We start from the raw sequence: 23,752 nt of genomic DNA on the forward strand, positions 1-23,752 counted from the left end.
GCTATTATATGCGCACTAAATTTGGCCTTTGTAGCGGAGCCGTAATGAGCCAACATCTTTCTTTACCTAAAGATAAAATTCGTTTCTTGTTGTTAGAAGGCGTTCACCAAAACGCAATCGACACTCTAAATGCTGCTGGATACACCAACATTGACTACCGTAAAACTGCGCTTGAGGGTGAAGCGTTGAAAGAAGCGGTTAAAGATGCTCACTTCATTGGTATTCGTTCACGTACTCAATTAACTGAAGAAGTTTTTGAAGCGGCGAACAAACTGATTGCTGTGGGTTGTTTCTGTATCGGTACAAACCAAGTGAACTTAAATGCTGCAATGATTCGCGGTATTCCAGTATTTAACGCACCATACTCAAATACGCGTTCAGTTGCTGAACTAGTACTTGCTGAAGCGATTCTATTACTTCGTGGTGTTCCTGCAAAATCTGCTTCAACTCACCGTGGTGGTTGGAACAAGTCTGCAGTTGGTTCATTTGAAACTCGTGGTAAAACTTTAGGTATTGTTGGTTACGGTTCGATTGGCTCGCAACTTTCTGTACTTGCTGAAAGTTTAGGTATGCACGTAATTTATTACGATGCTGTAACTAAACTTCCAATGGGTAATGCACGTCAAGTCGGTTCTATGGGTGAACTTCTTGCCAATGCAGATGTCGTATCTCTACACGTTCCAGACGTTCCATCAACTCGCAACTTCTTCGGCAAAGACCAATTTGCTCAAATGAAAGAAGGCGCAATCTTCCTCAATGCTGCACGTGGTACATGTGTCATCATTGAAGATCTTGCTGATGCAATCAAATCTGGTCATATTGCTGGTGCAGCTGTAGACGTATTCCCGAAAGAACCTAAAGCAAACGGTGAAGAATTTGTTTCTCCACTTCGTGGCTTAGACAACGTGATTTTGACTCCTCACGTGGGTGGTTCAACGATGGAAGCGCAAGCGAACATCGGTCTAGAAGTAGCTGAAAAATTCGTTGCTTACTCTGATAAAGGTATGACTTTATCTGCAGTGAACTTCCCAGAAATCGCGTTACCGTTGACTGAAGGTAAACACCGTTTACTTCACATCCACAAAAACGTGCCGGGCGTCCTTTCAAAAATCAACAACTTGTTTGCTGAACACGGTATCAACATCTCTGGTCAGTCTTTAATGACTAAAGGTGATGTGGGTTACTTAGTGATGGACGTTGACGCAACTGCTTCTAAAGAAGCATTGGATACACTTCACGAAGTTGAAGGTACCATCCGAGTTCGCGTATTGTTCTAATCGCATTAGACACTGAAGCCACAGCCTTCGGGCTGTGGTTTTTTTATTGTTATAAACTTTTAAAATCTGGCTAGTGCCACTCTCCCGCTCTTCGAGTCATCGAAACAAATTTAGTTTATGCCAAATTTTAAAGTTGCACCGGCTGTCCAAGCACCGCTGATCTTGCTTATTGCCATGATCAGCATGCAAAGCAGCGGTTCATTTGCCAAATATCTTTTCGGTCAATTTCCCATACTGACCGTTTCGGCCATGCGATTAATGCTAGGCGCTTTGATTTTGGCGATTATTTTTAAAGTTTGGCAGATCAATTTTAAACAAGTGAAATGGTCGTCGATCCTCAGCTATGGCTGTGCCTTAGCAGGGATGAATGTATTATTTTACTTGTCGATTGATCGTCTCCCGCTCGGCATTGCCGTCTCTTTTGAATTTATTGGCCCGCTCAGTGTCGCACTATTTGCTGCACGCCGAAAATTTGACTTTATTTGGGTCGGACTGGCTATTTTAGGCCTTATCCTACTTTTTCCTTTTGACCAAGCTGCACAAAGACTTGATCCCGTTGGCATTGCCCTCGCCCTTGGTGCAGGTGCCTGCTGGGCACTCTATATCGTGGCAGGTCAGAAACCTTCTGGCGTTTCAGGCAACCATACAGTTTGTTTAGGTATGTTTGTCGGCATGTGTATGCTTATGCCGATTGCATTATTTGTAAGGATTCCTGCGCATGCCTTTGAACCGATGAGTCTCCTCTATTTTCTTGCTTTAGCCACCTTGGCCAGTGCCATCCCCTTTAGCTTAGAAATGATTGCACTCCGCAATTTAACGGCGCTCAGTTTCGGAACGCTTATGAGCCTAGAACCTGCAATTGCAGCACTCTCTGGTTTTGTCTTTTTAAATGAACAATTACTTTGGACCCAGTGGTTAGCCCTTGCTGTCATTATCTGTGCCTCGATTGGCTGTACCTATACCACGCAAAAAGCCAAAGCCATTTAAATTCAAAATATGTTCCCATGACAATGGATGAACTACATGAATCTCAGACTCAATTTTTTGAATTCAAATTGAATCATGACGTGCTCAGTCCTGCTCTTACATCAGCCGAGCCATAGAATTTTAAATTCAAAATCCATCATGATTTGATCAAATGTTAAAATTCACTCAATTGTTAGCATTAACCGCTATACTGTACTGACTCAAAAATAGGGCTCAACACCGCCCAACAACTGTGTGCCGCATGCCAAATTCACAACTTCTCGCTGTTGTTTTCATGGTGCTCTCCATGATTTCCTATCAGATCAGTGCATCATTCGCCAAACAATTATTTTTGGTGCTTGATCCACTCAGTGTGACCATTTTACGACTCTGTTTTGCTTCAATTATTATCTGCTTAATGTTTCGTTCATGGCACATTTTAAAACGGCTGTCTTTTTTAAAATGGCGGGATCTGCTCTGCTATAGCGCGGCACTCTGTTTGATGAATGTGTTGTTCTATATGTCACTGGGTAAATTGCCACAAGGCATTGCCGTGGGTTTAGAGTTTATCGGCCCTTTGGGTCTGGCATTGTTATCCATTAAAAACAGCAGTGATTATATTTGGGTCTTTTTAGCAATCTTAGGCATTACCTTGATGGTGCCTTGGGGACAAGCTCATGATGGTAATTTCTCAATACTTGGGGCAGCCTGTGCCTTAGCAGCGGGACTCTGTTGGGCATTCTATATTTACTTTGGACAAAAAGTGGTACATCAAAATATTGGTATGCATGCGCTAACGATTGCCATCACACTGTCCGCACTGACCTTGCTCCCGATTGGACTATATAACAATGCACCCGCCCTACTCGATACCCAATATTGGCCGAAAGCCTTATTAATTGCGATTTTAGCCACGGCCATACCTTATGCACTGGATTTAAAAGCGTTAAAAATCCTCAGTAAACTTAGTTATGGGACTTTATCGAGTTTGTCGCCTGCATTAGCTGCCATTACAGGTATGGTTCTGCTTGGCGAAAATATTGGGACGTGGCAATGGCTTGCTTTGGTGTGCATTATGCTTGCCTCGGTCGGGGTGACGATGCGCTCCTCTCGCAATACAACGACTAGCGGATCAGACTAAATTTTTATCTTTATCGTTAAAATAAAAAGACGGCCTCTGCCGTCTTTTTTTGAATTTGTATGAGTCTTCAGGCTTCACTTGCATTTATCCCGTCAAACTGTCTTTATCCGCTTTCTTGTATTTTTTATATTCTGCCAAATATTGTTTGGCTAAACTTTCCTTTTGTTTTTCATCTAAGATTTTACCTGCTTGCTGAAAAAAGCCGTGTTCTTCCTCCTGCAAATGATGATGTACCGTTTCAGATAACTTTTTCGCAATTGCCAACCAACTTGGATTATTAAATTCAGTTTCCGTCAGTTGCTCTAATAATTCATCCATCTCATGATGTTCAGCCAAGGCATGACGGGTAATATTCAGCCCCGAATCGGTCATCATTAAAGGAATATAAAAATATCGGTCTTCTCCGACAGCATGCGCGAATAATTCATTTTTAAGTCGGTCAAACAAATCCCGACGTTCTGGACTATCACCAGAAGTTTGTACTAATTGTTCTGCAAGCGCTCTTTGTTGTTCATGACTTTGACGTAAAGCTTCAAAAATATTCATTCTGATGATGTCCTCTGATGCTTAGCGATAGCTGAGTATTTTTTTTAATTCAGCAAAATAAAGTGCTTCATTTTTATACTAAACATATCAGCATCAGAATACAGCGCAGCTCTGTTAAGTTTTGTTTTAAGCTTGTCCCGTAAAGGTTTGATACCCTAGCCGTACAATCAAAATACTCACCAAAATCAAAAATAGAATTCGAATAAATCCACTGCCGTATTTAATCGCTGCACGTACACCAACGATCGAGCCTAATATATTCGCCACAGCCATCATTAAGCCTATCGCAAATAACACATGGCCTGTGGGCGCAAAAAAACTCAGTGCAGCTAAATTGGTGGTTAAGTTAGCCACTTTAGACAAAGCAGAGGCATGTAAAAAGTCTGCTTGTAGATAACGAATAAAAAAGAAGATAAAGAAACTGCCCGTGCCCGGCCCAAAAATGCCGTCATAAAAGCCAATCACTAAACTACCCAGAGCGGCAAGACCGAGAATTTTAGGGGTCAGTTCTTGGCGTACATGCACCTGACCAAATTGTTTTTTGGCAAAGGTATAAATTGCAATCACGATCAACATGACCAAAACGAAAGGACGTAAGACTTCTTTTGGAATCATTGATACACAGGCTGCTCCCACAAAGGAGGCAACAAATGCACAGCTTGCAATGACCGCAAGTAATTTCCAACGGAGTTTGACTTGGCGTAAAAAAGAATAGGAAGCTGACGCTGTACCAAAAATCGAAGACAACTTATTGGTGCCAAATACAGTCGCTGGAGATAAGTGCGGCATGGCATTCATAATGGCTGGAATTTGAATTAATCCTCCGCCCCCCACTGCTGCATCAATTGCACCGGCAAAAAATGCAAAAAATAAGAGGCTTAAAATAATTTCAAAGTCCATAAGAAGTCTTCAATGCTGTATCAGCTACTCTAGATTTAACACACGCTTAGGCACCAAACGTTTACGGTCTGTAATTTCAGCCAGCCCTAAACAACGCTCACCATCAAATACCAAAACCTGCGCTTCCGCAGCATGCTCAATATTACTTTCCATTCCACGACTAAAATATTCAGCTCGACCTTCCGGCGCTTGCACTTTGCAGAAATGATCGACAGGTGAATACACTGGCAGCAATAATGCTTCACGTTCCCCTTCGGTCAGACTCTCTAAATATTCAATAGTGTAAGTTGGATTGAGATCAAAATGCCCAGTTTGCGTACGGTGTAGATAGGTCAAATGTCCAAAAGTACCCAATGCTTTGGCAATATCTTCGCCTAAAACACGAATATACGTGCCTTTGGAACAGGTGATGTCGAGTGTAATACTATTCTCATTAAATGATAATAACTCGATGGCATAAATCGAAATTGGACGTGCTTCACGCTCTATTTCTATGCCTTTACGCGCCAACTCGTACAGCGGGCGACCTTCTTTTTTCAGCGCAGAATACATCGGTGGAATTTGTTGAATATCCCCTACAAATTGCGCCAAGACATTTTGAATATTTTCTTCAGTCAATGTTGGAACAGCTTGCTCTAATAGTATTTCACCTTCCACATCACCCGTCGTGGTACTGTGTCCTAAAAAGACGGTGGTTTTATAACGTTTAGTCGAATCCAATAAAAAATGCGAAAACTTTGTTGCTTCACCTAAGCAAATTGGTAATAAACCTGAGGCTAATGGATCTAGCGCACCAGTATGTCCTGCTTTTTGTGCACGAAACAACCAACGCACCTTCTGTAAGGCTGCATTCGAGCTAATACCTAATGGCTTATTCAAAAGAAATACACCATGTACAGGACGACGTTGGATCTTAGGAGAGGCTTTTTTCATGTCAAAATTTGGCTAATACAGGAACAGCGCAATGGTAACAACCCACCTCTAACGTTTACAACTCTTCTATGTTTTTATCTGCATTTTATGTCATATTGAGTTCGCATTTAGAACTCTAGAACAATTAAAAACGGAATAAAGGTGCATTGGGATATGCAAAAAAATAAACTTTGGCTCATCATTGCCTTGGTCGTTATCGCTGTTGCTGCATTCATATATTGGCTTGCGCCAAAAGCATCACAAAATGATCCTTCAGATCAATCGATTCAACAACAAAATACGCCTTTAGCTCAGGGCGAAACCGCTACGGCTCAAGCAACAAGCGGTTCTTCGCTGCTCAGTCCAAGTCAACAAGACACGGAAGTTAACTGTCAAATCAGTATGGATGGTTCAAACCGTTTGATCGTGAATGAACAAACACGGAATTGCTTTGAATATTTCATTACTCAGTATGGTGAAAAGTCGATAGATCAAATTAAAAAGGATTTTAAAGCCTACATTGCACAAGGTCATAAAGAACCTGCGCTGTCCCAAATTTATGATTTGTGGGATCGTTATATGAAATATCGTGAACAATTAGGTCATTTACAGCCACCAAGCGACGACAAAGAATCACCACAATATTATCGCTCGATCTACAACAGCACACAAAATTTAAGAAAACAGTTCTTTTCTGATTATGAAATTGAAGGTTTATTTGGCAAGGAAAATACCTATCACGAATACACCCTAAAACGTATGGAAGTGGTGAATGACAAAAAATTGTCTGAATCGGAAAAAGCCAAAAAACTAAAAGACCTGTTTGATGAACTCCCAGAAGATTGGAAAGAAAATCTGGAACAAATCAATAAACTTGAAGATTTACGCAAGCTCACAGCAGACATTAAAGCCCGTGGTGGTTCAAGCGAAGAAATCCATCAAATGCGGTTAAATTTAGTGGGTCCAGAAGCTACTCAGCGCCTTGAAAATCTAGACAGCCAGCGCAGCTCTTGGAAATCTAGCGTAAATCAATACCTCACAGAGCGTGACAGCATTGTGAAAAGCAATATGAGTGACAGTGCGAAACAACAAGCAGTACAGCAACTCCGTAATCAACATTTTAAATCGAAGGAAGATCAGCTCCGCGTCAGTACCTTTGAATCTGTGCATGATCAAGGTGGAAAATTACCTTTCGCAGAATAAGTACAAATAACAATTTAAAAACAACCTCAATTTCAGGATGAAATGATGAAAAAACCACAAGCTCTTTTATGCGCAATTATGGCTGCATCAGCAGCGATCGCCAGCACACAATCCCAAGCTGCGGCTGGACTCCAACATGTCACCGCCAATAGCTCGGCAAGCTATGCCAAGACCAAATATCCGATTGTATTTACTCATGGCATGTTCGGGTTTACTCGCATTGGTTTTGACAGCTTTGGCATGGATTATTTTTATCAAATTTTGCCGGATTTAGCCCGCAACGGGGCAAATACCTTTGCTGCCCAAGTTTCTCCGCTAGAGTCTACAGAAGTTCGTGGTGAACAGCTCCTGAGCCAAGTCGAAGAAGTCCTTGCCCTGACGGGTCAACCTAAAGTGAACCTCATTGGTCATTCACATGGTGGGCCAACAACGCGTTATATTGCAGCGATCAAACCTGAGTATGTAGCATCAGTGACTGGTGTTGCAGGAACATACCGAGGTTCTTTAGTCGCAGATAAAATTCAAGCCAACAAAACCATAGACTCAATCTTTGGCATACTTGGAGATCAACTTTTAGCACCTATTATTACTTGGGCTGAGGGCAACTCTAGTCTACCTAACAGTGTTGATGCATCACTTACCGCGATCAGTGAAAAAGGTTCGGCTGAATTTAATGCAAAATTTCCAACCGCAGCACTAGCAGCGAACTGTAATCAATCGGGTGCCAAAGTCGACAATGGCGTGTATTACTACTCATGGACGGGTACAGCGCAAACCACGAATGTATTAGATGTATTAGATACGGTCATTAGTCAGCTTGCCCCTTTGGTCTATGGAAATCGTGACAATGACGGTTTGGTTGGACGCTGTAGTACTCACATCGGACAAGTAATCCGTGACGACTACAATCACAACCACTTAGATGAAGTAAATATGGTCTTTGGTCTACGCAGCCTATTTTCACCTGACCCAGTTGCGCTCTACCGCCAACATGCCAATCGTTTAAAATTACAGGGTCTGTAACCTCAAAAGTTGGTTCCCTTTCAGCACTGAAAAGGATGCCTTTAAGCGTCCTTTTTTGTTTACAATGTTTTTATTTGTAAGTATTAAACAAGCTAATTCAATAAGTTATTAAATCATAACAACTAAAATAAATAGCAAAAATAAAAGACGAATGTATATAAATATACTTGTCACCTCAACGCCGCCCATGTCCTAAAATGACATGGAATTTCAAACCGAGCATGAAAAAATGGCAAGGCATCTTTGTCTATTCAAACTCTCTAAAATCAAAGATATGGCCTGGCCAGTCACAAAGATGTTGCTTAAAAACAGAGAGTATTTTCATGATTAAAAAGTAATAAAAACAACATCAGATCAAGGAACATTTATGCGATCTTTAGTAAACACGGCCAAGATGGCCTCTGTAGCTGCAGTTGCAGGCTTAGCGATGAGTATATCGGCAAGCACTCAAGCTGCGCCTAGCGTCCTCCAGGTGAAGGAAACGGCAAAATCGGACTACGCAAAAACCAAATATCCAATTTTAATGGTGCATGGTTGGCTCGGTTGGTCACGTATCGGCACCGACACCATCGGACTGGATTATTGGTACCAAATCTTGCCAGATATGGCACGAAATGGTTCAACCGTATTCGCAGCGCAATTATCTCCTGCAAATACCACAACACATCGTGGCGAGCAGTTAATTGCACAAGTTGAAGATGTTTTGGCTATTACAGGGAAACCAAAACTTAACTTAATTGGTCACTCTCATGGTGGTCCAACTGTATTGTATGTTGCTCAAACAAAACCACAGTACATTGCGTCTATTACAGGTGTTGCAGGTACCTATCACGGCTCTAAAGTAGCGGATGATATTCAAGGCAACTCACTTTCTCGTACTGCCTTCAATATTTTAGGTGATTATATTGTCGGCCCACTGATTGCTTTAGGTCAGGCAAAACCTGAGCTTGAAATTGATTTCGATGCTTCTATGAAATCATTATCACAAACAGGTTCTGCTGCATTTAACAGTACAGTTGCAAAATCTGCTGTAGCTGACGGTGTTTTGGCATCTTCAGAAAATTGCAGCAAAAACTTAAAGCAAGTCGACAGCAAAGGCATTCAGTACTATTCATGGACCGGTGTTGCGCAAACCACAAATCTACTTGATATCGATACGATCCTAATGCAACTCGGGCCATTGTCGTATGGCAATAAAGACAATGACGGTATGGTTGCACGTTGTAGTGCTTATATCGGTAAAGTCATTAACGATAGCTACAAACTTAACCATACCGATTTAGCCAATATGATGTTTGGCTTAACAGGGCTATTTGCACAAGATCCTGTGGCGCTGTACCGTCAACATGCAAACCGTTTAAAACTGCAAGGACTTTAATTCTTATCGTTGAAATTTAAATGCAATAAGGGGGCTTCGGCCCTCTTATTTACTTTAATCGATCTGATAAATCATGCTCTTTTATTTTGTTACATTTAGCGTCACAGTTAATCTTTTTCAATTTGCAACAGGTGATCTTTATTGCTTTATTAGAAGTGACAATAAATATTGTCATAAAACAATAATACATTGAGGATCGCTCATGAAATACGGACCATTTTTAGCAGGTTTAATTGCAGCTACATGCATCGGTAATGTATCTGCATCGCAAGCAACCCAAGTCACCGCCAAAGCTAGTTCTAGCTATGCAAAGACAAAATATCCAATCGTATTTAACCATGGTATGGGTGGTTTCATTACCGTTGGTACGGACTCTTTTGGACTCGACTATTGGTATCAAATCCTGCCTGATCTTGCCCGCAATGGTGCAAATGTCTGGGCAACGCGCGTATCGCCGTTTAACTCCACCGAAGTACGTGGCGAACAACTTTTACAACAGGTCCTTGAAATCCGAGCACTCACCGGTGCAGATAAAGTGAATTTGATTGGACATAGTCATGGTGGACCAACGATTCGTTATGTTGCCGGTGTGCGCCCAGATGTCGTGGCTTCATTAACCAGTGTTGCAGGACCTCATCAAGGCTCCCCTGTTGCAGATTTAATTTTAAAAGCTGAAGGCACCGCTGTCGAAGCACCCTTGGTCGGAGCTGTGAATTTTGTCTCTAAAGCCATTGTTTGGGCGCAAGGTCTAGATCCAACGACTTATCCTCATGATGCATTGGCAGGTGGTTCAAGTTTAACGCTAGCGGGTTCTGCAAAGTACAATACCGCATTCCCTCTGGGCTTGCCTAAATCCAATTGTGCTGATGGTAATAGCGTGGAAAAAGGCATTTATAACTATTCATTTACAGGTGTGGGCCAAATCACCAATATTTTAGATTTAGACTCAGCCCTAAAAGTGACCGCATTACTGATCGATGGCGGAAAAGACAATGATGGCCTCGTATCACGCTGTAGTGCCAAGTTTGGTAAAACCATTCGTGATAACTATAACTGGAACCATTTAGATGAAGTTAACCAAGTGCTTGGTCTCAAAGCGCTATTTGCACCAGATCCTGTCGACGTCTATCGTCAACATGCAAATCGTTTAAAACTTCAAGGTTTATAATTTAGTAAAGCTATACATTAAACCCTGTAAATTCAGGGTTTAATGATATTTTCATTAATCAATATACAAAATATCTTTCATTCTGTCGATTAGTTCTCACATTTTACTTTCCTTTTTTTATAATCCTTAATGACAATAAAAATTGTCAGATAGGCAATTTTGTCTATTTGCAAACTGAACTGAATCAAAGTTTGAAAACCAAAACAAAAAGAAAGGAATGAAAAATGAAAGGAAAATTGCTCTGCGCCACGTTCCTTGCAAGTATGGCAGTGACCCAAACGCATGCTGCATTGGGTATACAACAAGCGACCACTAAAAAAGTCATCGACAATTCTGCTGAAACCCAATACCCCCTAGTGTTTGTACACGGGATGTTTGGTTTTAATCGCTTAGGCGGTGCCGTTTTTGGTCTGGATTATTGGTATCAAGTTCTTCCCGATTTGGCAAGCCATAAAGCTACGGCCTTTGCTACACAAATCTCCCCGTTGGAATCCATTGAAGTTCGTGGAGAACAACTGTTAGACCAAGTTGAACAAGTAGTTGCCATTACTGGCAAACCCAAAGTGAATTTAATTGGTCACTCACATGGTGGCCCTACGGCTCGATATATTGCTGGCGTACGACCTGATTTGGTTGCCTCTGTCAGTACAGTCGCAGGCACTAATGACGGTTCACCTGTGGCGGATTTAGTACAGAGCGTACCGATTTTAAATGGCGTATTAGCGACTGTTATGGATGCATTAATGACCCCAGTGATTAACTTCGCCCAGCAGTCCAATCTGCCTTCAAATTTTAAAGCTTCGATCTACAGTATGTCTCAACCGGGTGTGAAAGCCTTTAATGCAAAATTTCCACTCGGTATGCCTGCAACTAAATGTGCTGATGGCCCAAGTGTTGCCAATGGCATTAGCTTCTATTGATGGACAGGTATTTCCAACACCACCAACTTACTTGATCCAGACACGATCTTTACCGCAATGGGGCCAATTGCATTTAGCGGACAACCGAACGATGGCTTAGTGAGCCAATGCAGCAGTAAATTGGGTAAAACCGTCCGTGATAATTATAAGTGGAACCATTTCGATGAAGTCAATCAAGTATTAGGCTTGAAAGGCTTATTTGCACCAGACCCTGTTTCAGTCTACCGTCAACATGCCAATCGTTTGAAACTTCAAGGGTTATAATTTTTTTTTTGCATAAAAAAATGCGCCTAAAGGCGCATTTTTTTACAGCGTTGTAAAACAAATTATTTTGCTTTACGAGCTGGTAATTTTTCACGAATACGTGCAGCTTTACCAGACAATTCACGTAGGTAGTAAAGTTTAGCACGACGAACGTCACCTCGACGTTTCACTTCGATACCAGCAACGATTGGTGAGTGAGTTTGGAATACACGCTCAACACCGAAACCGCTAGAAATTTTACGTACTGTGAACGCAGAGTTCAAACCACGATTTTTCTTAGCAATTACAACACCTTCAAATGCCTGAAGACGTTCACGCTCACCTTCTTTTACTTTAACTTGAACAACTACTGTGTCACCAGGAGCAAAAGCAGGGATGTCTTGTTTCAACTGTGCATTTTCAACAGCTTGTACTAAAGGATGTTTACCGCTCATGGGGTATCTCCGATTATGCGAGTTAGAAGAGGTCTAATCATCGCTGGGGCTAGAGGCTAAAGCGCATAGACCCGATTGACTTTCCCTTTATGCTTGACCGCTTCAATGCATAAAGAGCCTAATATAAGATTTAAAAAATTAAACCTTGGAATCTTTTAGCCATTTCTTTTGCTGCTTGGTCAATTCAACTTTTTCAACCAACTCAGGTCGGCGTTCTAAAGTGCGTTGATATCGCTGCAAAAACCGCCACTTCTCAATATTGGCATGATGTCCCGATTTTAATACTTCAGGAACATCTAAACCTTCAAAATGGTCTGGCTTGGTATATTGTGGGCAATCTAAAAGACCATCCACAAATGAGTCTTGCACATGTGATTGCTCATCAGACATTGCACCCGGAAGTCTCCGAATCACACTATCCAATAAAACCATCGCAGGGAGTTCACCACCAGATAAAACGTAATCGCCTATTGACCATTCCTGATCAACATATTGTTGGATCAAACGCTCATCAACTCCTTCATAACGACCACACAATACAATTAATCCATCATATTTGACGAAATCTTGTACTGCAGGTTCATTTAAGGTCTTACCTTGCGGTGACATATACACCACAGGGACATGAACAACACCCGCTTGCTTGGCAAGCTCTTTGGCACGATGAATTGCTTTCGCTAATGGCTCAGCCATCATCACCATACCTGGACCACCACCAAATGGACGTTCATCCACTCTTTTGTAGTTGCCCTCAGCAAATTCGCGTGGATTGATACAATGAACTTGCACAATGTCACGTTTTGCTGCGCGCCCGCTAATACCGTAGGCTGTAATCGCTTCAAACATTTCAGGAAAAAGCGTAATGACTGCAAAAAACATCGCAGACTCCTCTATTTTCCTGCTGCGTCAATCCTTAAAGGATTAATAATCTACGCCCCAATTTACGTAGATACGACCAGCTTCGAGATCAACACGCTGTACTACATCTTTATGCCATGGAATCATTCGCTCTTCGCTATCGACACTGTCAGCAGTAGCGCGAACTACCATCACGTCGTTAGCACCTGTTTCAAACAATTCGTGGATTTGACCGAGGTTGACTTCTTGTTCATCTTCTCCAAGACCTAACACGGTTAAGCCCTTCAAATCTGACCAGTAGTACTCGTCCACGCCTGCTTGAGGCAGTTGCGATTTAGAAATCCAGATATTTGCGCCAACCAAGTTATCTGCCGCGGTACGATCACTCACACCTTTTAGCGAAACAACCAAGCCTTTGCCATGTGGTTTCCAACGTTTTACATCTACTGTTTGCCAACCTGCTTTGGTCTCAATGTACCAAGGGAGGTAGTCAAAAATATTGCTCATAGGTTCTGTATTGGAATAGACCCAGAGCCACCCATTTAATCCATATGCTGAACGTAGCTGTCCAATCTGAATACGATCTTCGGGAACATTCTGTGTTGGTGTCATGGGTAACCTACTACTAATTAAGCAGTAGCTGCAGCTTTCTTAGCTTCAGCAGCTAAAGAAGCAACACGTTCTGAAGGTTGAGCACCTTGTGAAACCCAGTGAGCAAAACGGTCAGCATCTAAACGAAGTTTTTCTGCTTTACCTTGAGCTGTAGGGTTAAAGAAACCGATACGTTCGATGAAACGACCGTCACGTGCATTACGGCTATCAGTCACAATGATTTGATAGAACGGACGTTTTTTAGCACCACCGCGTGCAAGACGAATAACAACCATGATAGAACCTTATAGTTTTTACGGATTATCCCTGTACCGACCATCGATACATTTCAAACCCCTTTCATAGAGGGCAATATTTTACGTGAAATTTGCCCTGAATGAAAGATCAAAAAGTGTTTATCCACAATTTTGAATTTGAGGTTATTTGCCGTCCCATGGTTCACAAGCGCCAGAAGTTTTTTCCCAACATTGTTTGCCGGTGCTATCTAAGGTTAAGTTACCAGTATTTTTCATAGCGCTAGTACTTTTAGGAGCCGCTGTGAGTGTCCAAGTTTGATTATCCGTAATTAAAGTAATCTGATAAAGAGCATTATACGCAGGGTAATCCTTTGTGGTCGCACCGTTGTCTAAAGTTGCTGATGTATAATTATGATTTACAACATAGTATCTCTGTAAATTTTGGGCGATTTGCAGCATTTCAGACTGTGTATCAGTTCTGTTCGTCCTTTTAACATAATGTTGATACGATGGATAAGCAATTGCTGCCAAAATAGCAATAATTGCCACAACAATCATAAGCTCTATTAAAGTGAAACCATTCTTTAAATGCATTACCAATCCTCCGTATCAGCGGACGTTCCACAACCGGCAAAATCTTTCACAATATTTGGTGTCTTAGTCATACAGCGAACACCATTGCTGTTCAATAAAAGATCATAAGCATTTGGTTGCTTTGGTAAGGTATCACTGCCTATTGCACGCTCGACTTTAATTACCCATCCAAGCCCCCTTATCGATTGAGAGTCTTCAGTTTCATTGCCCTCATTATCTCTTAATATTGTTAATGCTGCTTTTTCTTCTAAATCAACTAACGTTAGCTTATATTTCGCATTTGCCACTGTTGAGCCTGCGGGCAGATATAGTTCCCCCGTAGCATTATCATAAGTAGGGTACGCAAAAGTAGCATCAAAGCCTTTATAACTGAAATTTTTAGCTTTAAATCTCTCAAGCTCATTTGCTATACGTAGCGCCCCCTGCTTTGCTACTGATAAATCCCTCTTTTCCATATAACGCTGGTAGCTTGGTATTGCGATTGCCATAAGAATGGCAACCATAACAATAACAACCATCAGTTCAATAAGGGTAAACCCAAAGTTTTTATTCATCACGCCCCCTTATCTAGATTCATACCAACGTAAATGCTGCAATCTAGCCCCAGTGTCAAAAAGCTGGCATTCCGGTTTATTTTTATTTGCCGCATCATCGCAATCTAAACTCTCTGGTTTAGGCGTCACCAAACCAGTTTCGTCTAACTTGTTAGTATAACCCTGCCCCAAACTCGTCCCTAAAATACCCCCACCCAAAACTACTTTATTTGGCGTAGTAGAACCATTTGTGTAAAATTTACATTTTCCTGTCGGCAAACAGAATTGATAAAGTTCTGTATCACCTATTACGCCTGAACCACATGACCCTGTAATTCCTGTACCATCTTTATGAAATACATTCACATACAGCATATTGTCAAGAGCATACAATTCATTCATCCCCTTGTATTTTCCTGCCGTATTACTGTAATGATATTTCCATCCACCATTATAAGCGCCAACTGTCGTTTTTTGAGCGACGCCATCTTTTAAAACGAGCGTTGATAAGTTTACGCCAAGATTAGTTGGTGACGTTCTAAGGGTAATATTTCCATATAAATCCGAACGAGCCACATCATTATCGTAAATCACATAAACAGCATCATTTGAACTAGTTGTGATCACAGTAGAACCACTAACAGAGTTTGTACCAGCTAATGGAGAACTGCGATTACCTGAACTCAGTGCAAGTGCACCAAATAAGCCATCGACACCACTATGAACTGAAAAACTTGGCATTTCATAAAAACGTGGGCTTGCACCTGTAATCACATGGGCATTATATAAACGCACTACGCGTTTAGCGAAGCCACCTTTAGTTATTGCTTTATTATTTATATCAATACGAAATGCCTGACCACCAAGATCTCCAAAATATAAATGATCAACCAAACCATCACTATCACGATCTACTGCATTAATCTGACTGACTACACTATATTTTAAATTGTCATCCTTCGTTGCTATGATTCCAGAATTTGTTTCAGCAGATGTTGTGTTTCCTACATTAGCACTAGACCACCATAATAATGAGCCATCACCCGCATCAAACATATAGACGCCTGCACCTTTTTTATTGCTTTGTTCATATGCTGGATTTTCATAACCTTTACCATCTGTGCCGCCTGTTCGATCATAACCTCCACCAACAAACATCACCAACTTACGCACGCCGCCCCAATTCACCCATGCAATGGTTGGTTTTGACCAGCTTTCGCCCATATAGCCCTGCGGGTTTGAAGATGATCCATCACCAATTGGATTTATATGGAACTTCAACGTAGGCTTATCTATCGTACTCAAATCTAATGCATAGTAACTTCTGCCTCCCATGCGTAAACCGCCATACGCCCACTGCAAACCTTTTAACGCTAAATCATTACCATCATTATCTTTACGACCAGAATCACTTACAGTTAAAGTCTGATCTACTTTAGATACATACTGGGTATATGCAGCCCAAGGAGCATCAACACCATAATACAGATGTTCTTTTCCTAAATTGGTATTACCTTCACTTAAAAAGGCTTTAGGTTGATTTTCCATCATTTCATTTGGCACAAATGCAAAAACCTCTTTCCCTCGATCTGCGCCGGTATCTGTACCAACCTCTACAACATGCAGTATCCCTTGGGTAGTACCAAATAACATGTAATCTTTACGATCCGAGGTCGTCACTGTTGGTTTCGTTGCCCCAGCAGCTCTAGTAACAACAATTTTTCCTGATTGAGTAAGCAAAATAGGTTTTGAATGCATAATAGCACCCAATTGACGAACCTCTTGATCTGGCAAGTTTGCTACCGTTAAAGACGTTGCATTTTCAGCTACTCCATAACCAAGTACATTCAACCAATAATTTTTCTTTGGATCATTTGCAAATTTAGCCTTACTTATATCTGCTGAAAATAAGCTTTCAAGATTTACTTGTTGTAAGTCTGTTACATCTGATGCAACACCAGCTTTAATCTGACGATTAGTAAATACCTTACGTTTCGAGTACTGCACCCCATCTGTATTTAAACCATCTCTTAGAGGAATTTTCCCAGAAACACCTTCCGCTCCAAAAATACCTTGAGCATTCGTATTAATTCGACCATTATCTAATATCAACTTTACAGTCTTTGCACTGTTGTATAACTCGCCATTATGTATATGGTATTTATTTAAATTCCCTAACCATAGTTGATAACTTGATTGTGGTTTTGGAGTAAAATTAGCATAATAACCATAAGGTTGAAGCTGGATTGGATTCAAAGCATCTACTGGAAGCGTAGGTGAACCTGTAGCAACAGGTTTAAATCTTGGACGAATATCTTCAATAAAATATTTAATACTGTTTACAATATCTTGAGTCGACTGAGCGGAATAAAAACCACCATTACCATATCCACCAACACTATTTGGCAAATCCTTATGCGGTTTAGCTCCCCAGTTACATGTATTCTTTACAGATTGCTCATCCTCAGTAGAATTTGGTAATTTGGAACAATCATAAAAACGTCGATTTACTGTTTCAACCACATCACCATCTTGATCTAGGATATCAACTGGTAAATCTTTTACATAAGTTGAACCGTTGGGGAAAGATGAACCAAACCCAACTACAGCAGTTTTAATATTTCGATTACCACTGCGTAACAACTTTGAATACTGTCCAATTTCAGTCCAACCTGCTGAAGAAGACCCACCACTCATACCTGCTCCAGACAGTGTGATCGACTTATTCATGATTGCTTGAGTTTTAGATGAATCGGAGTTATTGGCAACACCGTCTGTGAGAAAGTATATCCCTTGGCCATTACAGGTATTTGCCATCTCTGTTGTGCTTAAAGGAGCTTTATATCCTAGCTTACCATTTCTAGAATCAGTATTAGAATATGAATAACCACTATAAGTTAAACCTGATGTGTTTGCTCCCAAAAAGTAGGCTCCAGACTCACCATAAGCTGATGCTGATGGTGTACTGTTATAAGCTTCCAACTTCGTCATTTCATCAATTAAAGCCTCACGATTCATTTCTGTCAGTGCTACTGCAGGGTAAATTACTCGTCCACTTCTTCCATCATGACCATATATAATTCTTCCCGTATAATTCTTTGATGTTGTAGTTGTGGCAGTTATCGGTGTTGAAAACTGCCCTAGTCCGATGCGAACCGAGCTGTCAATTTCAGTACTTGAGAGCACTTGTGTGAGAGCCATTTTTAACCGGGATAGACGGTCATAGCATTTATAGGTATTTGCTGTTGCACTGGTTTTAGTACATTCATTTGTTATACGTGATTTATATGTATTATCTAAATTATTAAATGTTGATGCTGACACATCACAATAATCTACGGTATAGCTTTTTTCTGCTCGATTCCCTACTTTATAAGTCTTAGACTCAGACTTGATATTACTATTTGTCCATGTATTATTACTCCAAGCACATATATTATAATCTTCGACCAAACTACTTGCATCATTTGCACTTTTAATAGAATTATATCCTTTACCAACCCCCATACTCCCAGACGTATCAAACATTAGAAACAATGTCATTTTTGTCTGATCAGGCAATTTATAAATCTCAATATCACTCGCCTGAGTGGTGGCTACATGACAAATGCTCGCGGTCATAAACATGGATACCGCTGCAGAAAGTAACTTCTGATTAAATTTTTTCATCTTTTCATCCCCTTACAGGTAGATATCCGTTAAGCCTTAAGTTTCGGTGAACTGCCCACAATATAGTCGGCATGCTGTAAGTTGTAAGGAATTCCTAATTTCTCAAAGCATTCCTCAACTGTTTCTGTGTCTTCAGTTTTTTTAATTGCTGTCTTATGAAAACACGCTGCGATTTGCGTGCTTTTTGCACTTGCAAAACTAGGTAAAATTGAAATAACCGTTACACCAATATTTAATGCCACGACAGGAACTTCACTTTGTCCCAAACTCGTACCTATAGGCGCAGTAGAAAATGCGGATGCATTTTCTTCTCGATTTTTTCGTAAATAAATTTGTGCTTGCACTGCGGAGCGAGCAGAAGAAAACTCCTTTCCATCGCAAAACCCAGTGACTCCTTTTTTAGTTGTTGCCCCATCTTGAGCAATTACACTGACTTTATCTGATGAATAAAAATTAATCATTGCAGAAGGGCGATAACAAAAAACTAGTTCATCATTTTGATTCGCTGATGAATTAAAATAACTAAACATACCATCCAGAGCCAATTGCCTTGCAATCTGACTCGGATCTTCAATATTAAATAGAGCTGAATTTGAATTTTCTAGCAATAATGAACCAGCTTGACTATTTGTAGATATTTTTAATCCCAAAATACTCGACTTGATCGCCCAAGTACCCACAATTGTTACTAAAACCAATATTATTAAAACTACAATTAATGTAGCACCAGTTTGCTTATTCATCATGATGCTCCCAGCGTATTTCTGAAGGCCACTACTTGACTAAAAACTTCTCTTAAATATTTCCCCCCGCTCTTCTGAGTACTATTTAATTCCATTTCATTTCCGGCCATTTTATATTTCTTTGCGTTGTTTATCAGGCCTTCAGAATTAAGCTGACTTGTAGATCGCGCTAAAACACTGATTTCAACTGATATAATATTGGAGAAATTCGAAGCATCTGTCACAGTAATAGGCATAGAAGTTAAATAATCTTTGATAGTCATATATCGAAGCTTTTTATCTTTATCTTTCACACCCAATATAATTTTAAAAGCATCTATACGCTGCATTAATTGCTCACCATTACCAGTATTACTCATACCACTAATTTCAGTATCACCATCCACATAGTCTCCAGCGTCACAATATAATGAATACATTGGCGGCTGACCTGGGATTTGTTTAGTGTCTTGTTTCAAGTGATAGCGCTGTACAACAACTCGTGGCTCTGAAAATTCAAGCTTTCGCCCCTCACAATCATAAGTACTGGCCTTATAAATCACTACATCTTCTTGATTCTCAGGAGTACACTCCCCACCTGCTCCAGCAGTTCCTGCTTTACACTGTTTACTTGTTACTTGTCGATATTCAGGAATGTATTGAATTGTTAATTGATCACTTGCTATAACAGTAGCACCACTATCAGATGATTCTTTTGTAAATAAATTTAGATCAACAGCACTTAGAGATGATGGTAAATTTGCATTGGTGAATATAATCCCCGAGCCAACTTGCTTGTTATTTATTTTTTGAGTTGAGGGGGTATTTAGATTTGCATGGCGTAAATCATGCGTTAAGACTGCTAAACCAAAATTTGCATTTTGCTGTAACTCATTCAGACCATTTTGCAAGTTCAATGATTTTTGCCCACCGATAAAAACAGATATTCCGGCTGCCACTATCAAAAGCCCCAACACAAGAGCCACCATAAGCTCTAATAAAGTAAAACCTTGTTGTCTATATTTATTTATCATAGTTATAAGTCTCTACAATAATACATTTTGCTTCAGGCAAATAAGCTGCGCCATTTGTACAATTGGGGTTTCCACTACCATTTGTAGCCGTAGTTCCAGCCCATGCCACATATATGCATTTTCTCTCTAAAGCATCGTTTCCTTGACAATCCAATACTGCAAGTGTCATTCCAAAATCATCAGCTTTATTTGATACAACTTGAAAATCATATGCCGCCATCTGTTTTGCATCACATGGCTCATCCTTACTACTACAATCTTTTACAGTATCAGCCTTCTTATAATCTAATAATCCTTCTCGATTAACACGTATTCGTTCTGAAAGATCTCTAGCAATATTCATAGCTTGTATATTACTACCCGCTTCTTTACTCGCAGCCAGCGCCCTCATTTGTAAAGCAGAAAAACCTAAAACAGCAACTGCCAACAGAATCAGGGCAACCATAACTTCTACAAGCCCTATACCTTTCTGAGTTTTATTCATTATTTATTATCCTTGATTCTCAGGTTGAGCAAATTGTTGCTGTTTTACCAAATAAAACGATCCCACTTTTTTGTACGTAAACATAAGTTTTTAAAGCTGCATCTTTTTCATGTTTAAAGATAAAGCACTGTCCACTATCTAAATTTGCTGATTGACCTAATCGCCCAAAAGTCACACTACTATCACCACTAACTTTATCCACATATTTCGGAACCCATTTTTTATATGAACTGGAAGTACCACTATCAACGGCTAAAATCAAAGTTTTTTGCTTAAAAATAGCCTCAGACCTCGTTTCGGCTAATAAATCCACAAAATCTCGAGTATCACTCATTAATTGATTATTTCGAATAATTTGGGCAAACGAAGGCGCAGCCATCATGGCGATAATCGCCATAACAGCAATTGTCACAATCAGCTCTATTAACGTAAATCCATTATTTTTCTGCATACTCCCCCCAAGGCGCGCCAAACTTTACCCTATTAAAAATAATATCTAATTAAATTACAAAACAAACACAAATTAGGATAAAAGGCATAAAAAAACAGATAATTGCCAAAAAGCAATTATCTGTCAATTCTTAAAAAATTCAGAATGTTAAGTCATTAACACTTTATGCCTGAGTTACAGGAATACGTAACTCTTTTGGTAAACTAAATGTAATATTCTCTTCACGACCATCCAATTCTTGCGGAGATTTAGCCCCCCAATCTTGTAAGCGCTGAATTACCTGTTTAATTAAAATTTCAGGTGCAGATGCTCCTGCAGTTACACCAATTTTTGTGTGCTCATTAAACCAGTCTTGCTGCAACTGATCGGCATTGTCCACCAAATACGCATGCTTACCCATCCGTTCAGCCAATTCACGTAATCGGTTCGAATTCGAAGAGTTCGGCGAACCCACAACCAGTACAACATCACATTGCTCGGCAAGATCACGTACGGCATCTTGGCGGTTTTGAGTGGCATAACAAATATCATCTTTACGCGGCCCCTGAATTTCAGGGAACTTCTGACGTAGAGCATCAATCACTTTTGCTGTGTCATCTATAGAAAGCGTTGTCTGAGTTACAAACGCTACTTTTTCAGGATGCACCACTTTGAGATCAGCAACATCTTGTTCATCTTCAACCAAATAAATCGAACCACCATTTTTGGTGTCATATTGGCCCATCGTCCCTTCAACTTCTGGGTGACCTTCATGACCAATCAAAATCGCTTCCACACCTTCACGTGCATACTTGGTCACTTCTATATGCACCTTGGTCACCAAAGGGCACGTCGCATCAAAAACTTTTAGCCCACGGCGCTCAGCTTCTTGTTGTACCGCTTTAGATACACCATGCGCACTGAAGATCACAATATTGTCATCTGGCACTTCATCCAGTTCATCCACAAATATCGCACCGCGTTGACGCAAGTCGTCCACCACAAATTTATTATGTACTACCTCATGACGCACATAAATTGGGGGGTTAAAGCATTCCAGTGCACGGTTCACAATCGCGATGGCGCGATCAACACCTGCACAGAAACCGCGTGGATTAGCTAAAACAATTTCCATAGAATCCTCAATGCCCACTCAATTTTACGGGTATCACTTGAAATAAATGTAAACAATAGACGTCTGACTATTTTGTTTGGCGCGCGTCTGCTCTAAAATAGAGAAGATATTTTATCATATCAGGAAAAATATCATGTCGGGTCTCTTGTTTGTCGTTTCTGCTGCTTCGGGAACGGGCAAAACATCCCTCGTTAAAGCCCTGCTTGAACGTGTAAACAATTTACATGTCTCTGTTTCTCATACCACTCGTGGTCAGCGTCCTGGCGAATTAGACGGCGTACATTACCATTTTGCTAAAAAAGAAGATTTTCTATCTTTGGTAAATGAAGGCGGCTTCATTGAATATGCAGAAGTTTTTGGTAATTATTACGGTACTGCACAGCGCACAGTAAAAGAACAATTGGCCAAAGGTCATGACGTTTTACTTGAAATTGACTGGCAAGGTGCTGAACAGGTTCGTAAACTTTTTCCTGAATCTAGACAAATTTTTATTCTTCCTCCGAGTCAGTTCGATTTACGTCAACGTTTATCCAATCGTGGTACAGACTCTGTCGAAGTCATTGAACATCGTCTTAGCTGTGCCGTAGAAGATATGCAGCAATACGTTAATTTTGACTATATCATTATTAATGATGACTTTAATAAAGCACTGCATGACTTAGAGTCCGTTATTATTGCCAATCGTCTTGTTTTAAAACAACAAGCTATGCGCCATGAAAAACTGATTGAGAAATTAATCACCCCTACGGAACAGTGATTAAAACTTGAGTCTATAGACAAAGCACCTTATACTGCACAGTCTGTTAAAATTTTATATTCAAACGAGAATTCTTATGGCACGCGTAACCGTTGAAGATTGTTTAGACCATGTAGACAACCGCTTTGAGCTTGTACTAGTGGCAAGCAAACGCGCGCGTCAATTGGCACGTCAAGGTATCGAACCTACTGTTGAGTGGGACAATGACAAACCAACCGTTGTTGCTCTTCGTGAAATCGCAGCGGGTCACGTTTCTAAAGACATTTTGAAACAACGTGAACAAGACTACCAAACTTCAAGTTTAGACCTTGCACTTTCTGCAAATAACCTAAACTTAGACGGTTTTTCTTTCCAATAAGATAAACCTGACCTTAAAAGCCTAGTTTTTAACTAGGCTTTTTTTATGGATTCTCTTTAATATTTTACTCAGAACAGTTATAACATAAGCTTAAGAAGTGCAAAGCAAGCAAAAAAGATTTTCATTTTTTTAAACTAAAAAATTGACAAGTCATGCAATATGCATTTCATTAAAGTATTAACCGTTTCATTTGTAAAT

The 23,752-nt window shown here is 40.3% G+C and carries 24 protein-coding genes and 1 pseudogene; 10 read left to right on the forward strand and 15 right to left on the reverse strand.

What is annotated here, in order from left to right:
- Positions 1-44: 44 nt before the first annotated feature.
- The 3 genes from serA to FTV11_RS04280 all read left to right on the forward strand — a co-directional run bounded on the left by serA (position 45) and on the right by FTV11_RS04280 (position 3,384).
- Complete coding sequence (gene serA, locus FTV11_RS04270) at positions 45-1,277, forward strand: phosphoglycerate dehydrogenase (protein WP_078192852.1); 1,233 nt, start codon at positions 45-47, stop codon at positions 1,275-1,277.
- A 117-nt stretch (positions 1,278-1,394) separates the two neighbouring features.
- Entirely contained in the window at positions 1,395-2,264 is an 870-nt protein-coding gene (locus FTV11_RS04275; RefSeq protein WP_180073436.1) for an EamA family transporter, read from the forward strand.
- Between the two features lie 241 nt (positions 2,265-2,505).
- A complete protein-coding gene (locus FTV11_RS04280; RefSeq protein ID WP_180004764.1) occupies positions 2,506-3,384 on the forward strand; it encodes a DMT family transporter in 879 nt (292 codons plus the stop codon).
- A gap of 84 nt (positions 3,385-3,468) precedes the next feature.
- Here the strand turns inward: FTV11_RS04280 and FTV11_RS04285 are convergent, their stop codons facing one another.
- The 3 genes from FTV11_RS04285 to truB form a co-directional block, all read right to left on the reverse strand.
- Entirely contained in the window at positions 3,469-3,930 is a 462-nt protein-coding gene (locus FTV11_RS04285; protein WP_180073437.1) for a hemerythrin domain-containing protein, read from the reverse strand.
- 126 nt (positions 3,931-4,056) lie between these two features.
- The gene (locus FTV11_RS04290) at positions 4,057-4,830 is read right to left on the reverse strand and encodes a TSUP family transporter (RefSeq protein WP_168378157.1); all 774 of its coding nucleotides are present in this window, start codon (positions 4,828-4,830) and stop codon (positions 4,057-4,059) included.
- Positions 4,831-4,854: 24 nt separating this feature from the next.
- On the reverse strand, positions 4,855-5,763 hold the full coding sequence (gene truB / locus FTV11_RS04295) for a tRNA pseudouridine(55) synthase TruB (RefSeq protein WP_180073438.1): 909 nt from the start codon (positions 5,761-5,763) through the stop codon (positions 4,855-4,857).
- Positions 5,764-5,916: 153 nt separating this feature from the next.
- Between truB and FTV11_RS04300 the strand changes: the two genes are divergently transcribed.
- The 5 genes and pseudogenes from FTV11_RS04300 to FTV11_RS04320 all read left to right on the forward strand — a co-directional run bounded on the left by FTV11_RS04300 (position 5,917) and on the right by FTV11_RS04320 (position 11,698).
- Positions 5,917-6,945, forward strand: coding sequence for a lipase secretion chaperone (locus FTV11_RS04300; RefSeq protein ID WP_180055418.1), 1,029 nt, complete (start codon positions 5,917-5,919; stop codon positions 6,943-6,945).
- 78 nt (positions 6,946-7,023) lie between these two features.
- A complete protein-coding gene (locus FTV11_RS04305) occupies positions 7,024-7,968 on the forward strand; it encodes a triacylglycerol lipase (protein WP_257223163.1) in 945 nt (314 codons plus the stop codon).
- Between the two features lie 367 nt (positions 7,969-8,335).
- Positions 8,336-9,346, forward strand: coding sequence for a triacylglycerol lipase (locus tag FTV11_RS04310; RefSeq protein ID WP_180039415.1), 1,011 nt, complete (start codon positions 8,336-8,338; stop codon positions 9,344-9,346).
- Between the two features lie 202 nt (positions 9,347-9,548).
- The gene (locus FTV11_RS04315) at positions 9,549-10,514 is read left to right on the forward strand and encodes a triacylglycerol lipase (RefSeq protein WP_180073440.1); all 966 of its coding nucleotides are present in this window, start codon (positions 9,549-9,551) and stop codon (positions 10,512-10,514) included.
- 224 nt (positions 10,515-10,738) lie between these two features.
- A pseudogene (locus FTV11_RS04320) lies at positions 10,739-11,698 on the forward strand (esterase/lipase family protein).
- A gap of 62 nt (positions 11,699-11,760) precedes the next feature.
- On the opposite strand, the gene rplS reads toward FTV11_RS04320, so the two are convergent.
- The 12 genes from rplS to ispH all read right to left on the reverse strand — a co-directional run bounded on the left by rplS (position 11,761) and on the right by ispH (position 22,439).
- Positions 11,761-12,132: a 50S ribosomal protein L19 gene (rplS, locus tag FTV11_RS04325; RefSeq protein WP_078189351.1), complete on the reverse strand. Its 372-nt coding sequence runs from the start codon at positions 12,130-12,132 to the stop codon at positions 11,761-11,763.
- 138 nt (positions 12,133-12,270) lie between these two features.
- Positions 12,271-13,011: a tRNA (guanosine(37)-N1)-methyltransferase TrmD gene (trmD, locus tag FTV11_RS04330; RefSeq protein ID WP_180073441.1), complete on the reverse strand. Its 741-nt coding sequence runs from the start codon at positions 13,009-13,011 to the stop codon at positions 12,271-12,273.
- Positions 13,012-13,053: 42 nt separating this feature from the next.
- A complete protein-coding gene (rimM, locus tag FTV11_RS04335) occupies positions 13,054-13,602 on the reverse strand; it encodes a ribosome maturation factor RimM (protein WP_078189353.1) in 549 nt (182 codons plus the stop codon).
- A 17-nt stretch (positions 13,603-13,619) separates the two neighbouring features.
- Positions 13,620-13,877, reverse strand: a complete 258-nt coding sequence (rpsP, locus tag FTV11_RS04340) for a 30S ribosomal protein S16 (RefSeq protein ID WP_078189354.1) — start codon at positions 13,875-13,877, stop codon at positions 13,620-13,622.
- Between the two features lie 144 nt (positions 13,878-14,021).
- A complete protein-coding gene (locus FTV11_RS04345) occupies positions 14,022-14,432 on the reverse strand; it encodes a type IV pilin protein (RefSeq protein ID WP_180073442.1) in 411 nt (136 codons plus the stop codon).
- A complete protein-coding gene (locus FTV11_RS04350) occupies positions 14,432-14,986 on the reverse strand; it encodes a type IV pilin protein (protein WP_180073443.1) in 555 nt (184 codons plus the stop codon). The genes FTV11_RS04345 and FTV11_RS04350 overlap by 1 nt, the downstream gene beginning before the upstream one ends.
- A gap of 9 nt (positions 14,987-14,995) precedes the next feature.
- Positions 14,996-18,634, reverse strand: a complete 3,639-nt coding sequence (locus FTV11_RS04355) for a pilus assembly protein (RefSeq protein WP_180073444.1) — start codon at positions 18,632-18,634, stop codon at positions 14,996-14,998.
- Positions 18,635-18,663: 29 nt separating this feature from the next.
- A complete protein-coding gene (locus tag FTV11_RS04360) occupies positions 18,664-19,377 on the reverse strand; it encodes a pilus assembly protein PilX (protein WP_180073476.1) in 714 nt (237 codons plus the stop codon).
- Complete coding sequence (locus tag FTV11_RS04365) at positions 19,377-20,390, reverse strand: PilW family protein (RefSeq protein ID WP_180073445.1); 1,014 nt, start codon at positions 20,388-20,390, stop codon at positions 19,377-19,379. The genes FTV11_RS04360 and FTV11_RS04365 overlap by 1 nt, the downstream gene beginning before the upstream one ends.
- Positions 20,380-20,874: a type IV pilus modification protein PilV gene (gene pilV / locus FTV11_RS04370; RefSeq protein ID WP_180073446.1), complete on the reverse strand. Its 495-nt coding sequence runs from the start codon at positions 20,872-20,874 to the stop codon at positions 20,380-20,382. Before pilV ends, FTV11_RS04365 begins: the two co-directional genes overlap by 11 nt.
- A gap of 19 nt (positions 20,875-20,893) precedes the next feature.
- Positions 20,894-21,325, reverse strand: coding sequence for a Tfp pilus assembly protein FimT/FimU (locus tag FTV11_RS04375; protein ID WP_180073447.1), 432 nt, complete (start codon positions 21,323-21,325; stop codon positions 20,894-20,896).
- 163 nt (positions 21,326-21,488) lie between these two features.
- A complete protein-coding gene (ispH, locus tag FTV11_RS04380) occupies positions 21,489-22,439 on the reverse strand; it encodes a 4-hydroxy-3-methylbut-2-enyl diphosphate reductase (protein WP_180073448.1) in 951 nt (316 codons plus the stop codon).
- 133 nt (positions 22,440-22,572) lie between these two features.
- On the opposite strand from ispH, the gene gmk reads away from it, so the two are divergent.
- Both gmk and rpoZ read left to right on the forward strand, forming a co-directional pair.
- Positions 22,573-23,196 (forward strand): guanylate kinase, encoded by a 624-nt coding sequence (gene gmk / locus FTV11_RS04385; RefSeq protein ID WP_078192517.1) that lies wholly within the window; start codon positions 22,573-22,575, stop codon positions 23,194-23,196.
- Between the two features lie 76 nt (positions 23,197-23,272).
- Positions 23,273-23,554: a DNA-directed RNA polymerase subunit omega gene (gene rpoZ, locus FTV11_RS04390; protein ID WP_067762989.1), complete on the forward strand. Its 282-nt coding sequence runs from the start codon at positions 23,273-23,275 to the stop codon at positions 23,552-23,554.
- The last annotated feature ends 198 nt before the right edge of the window (positions 23,555-23,752 follow it).

The sequence above is a fragment of the Acinetobacter sp. YH12231 genome, from assembly GCF_013417755.1.
GTDB classification, from domain to species: Bacteria; Pseudomonadota; Gammaproteobacteria; order Pseudomonadales; family Moraxellaceae; genus Acinetobacter; species Acinetobacter amyesii.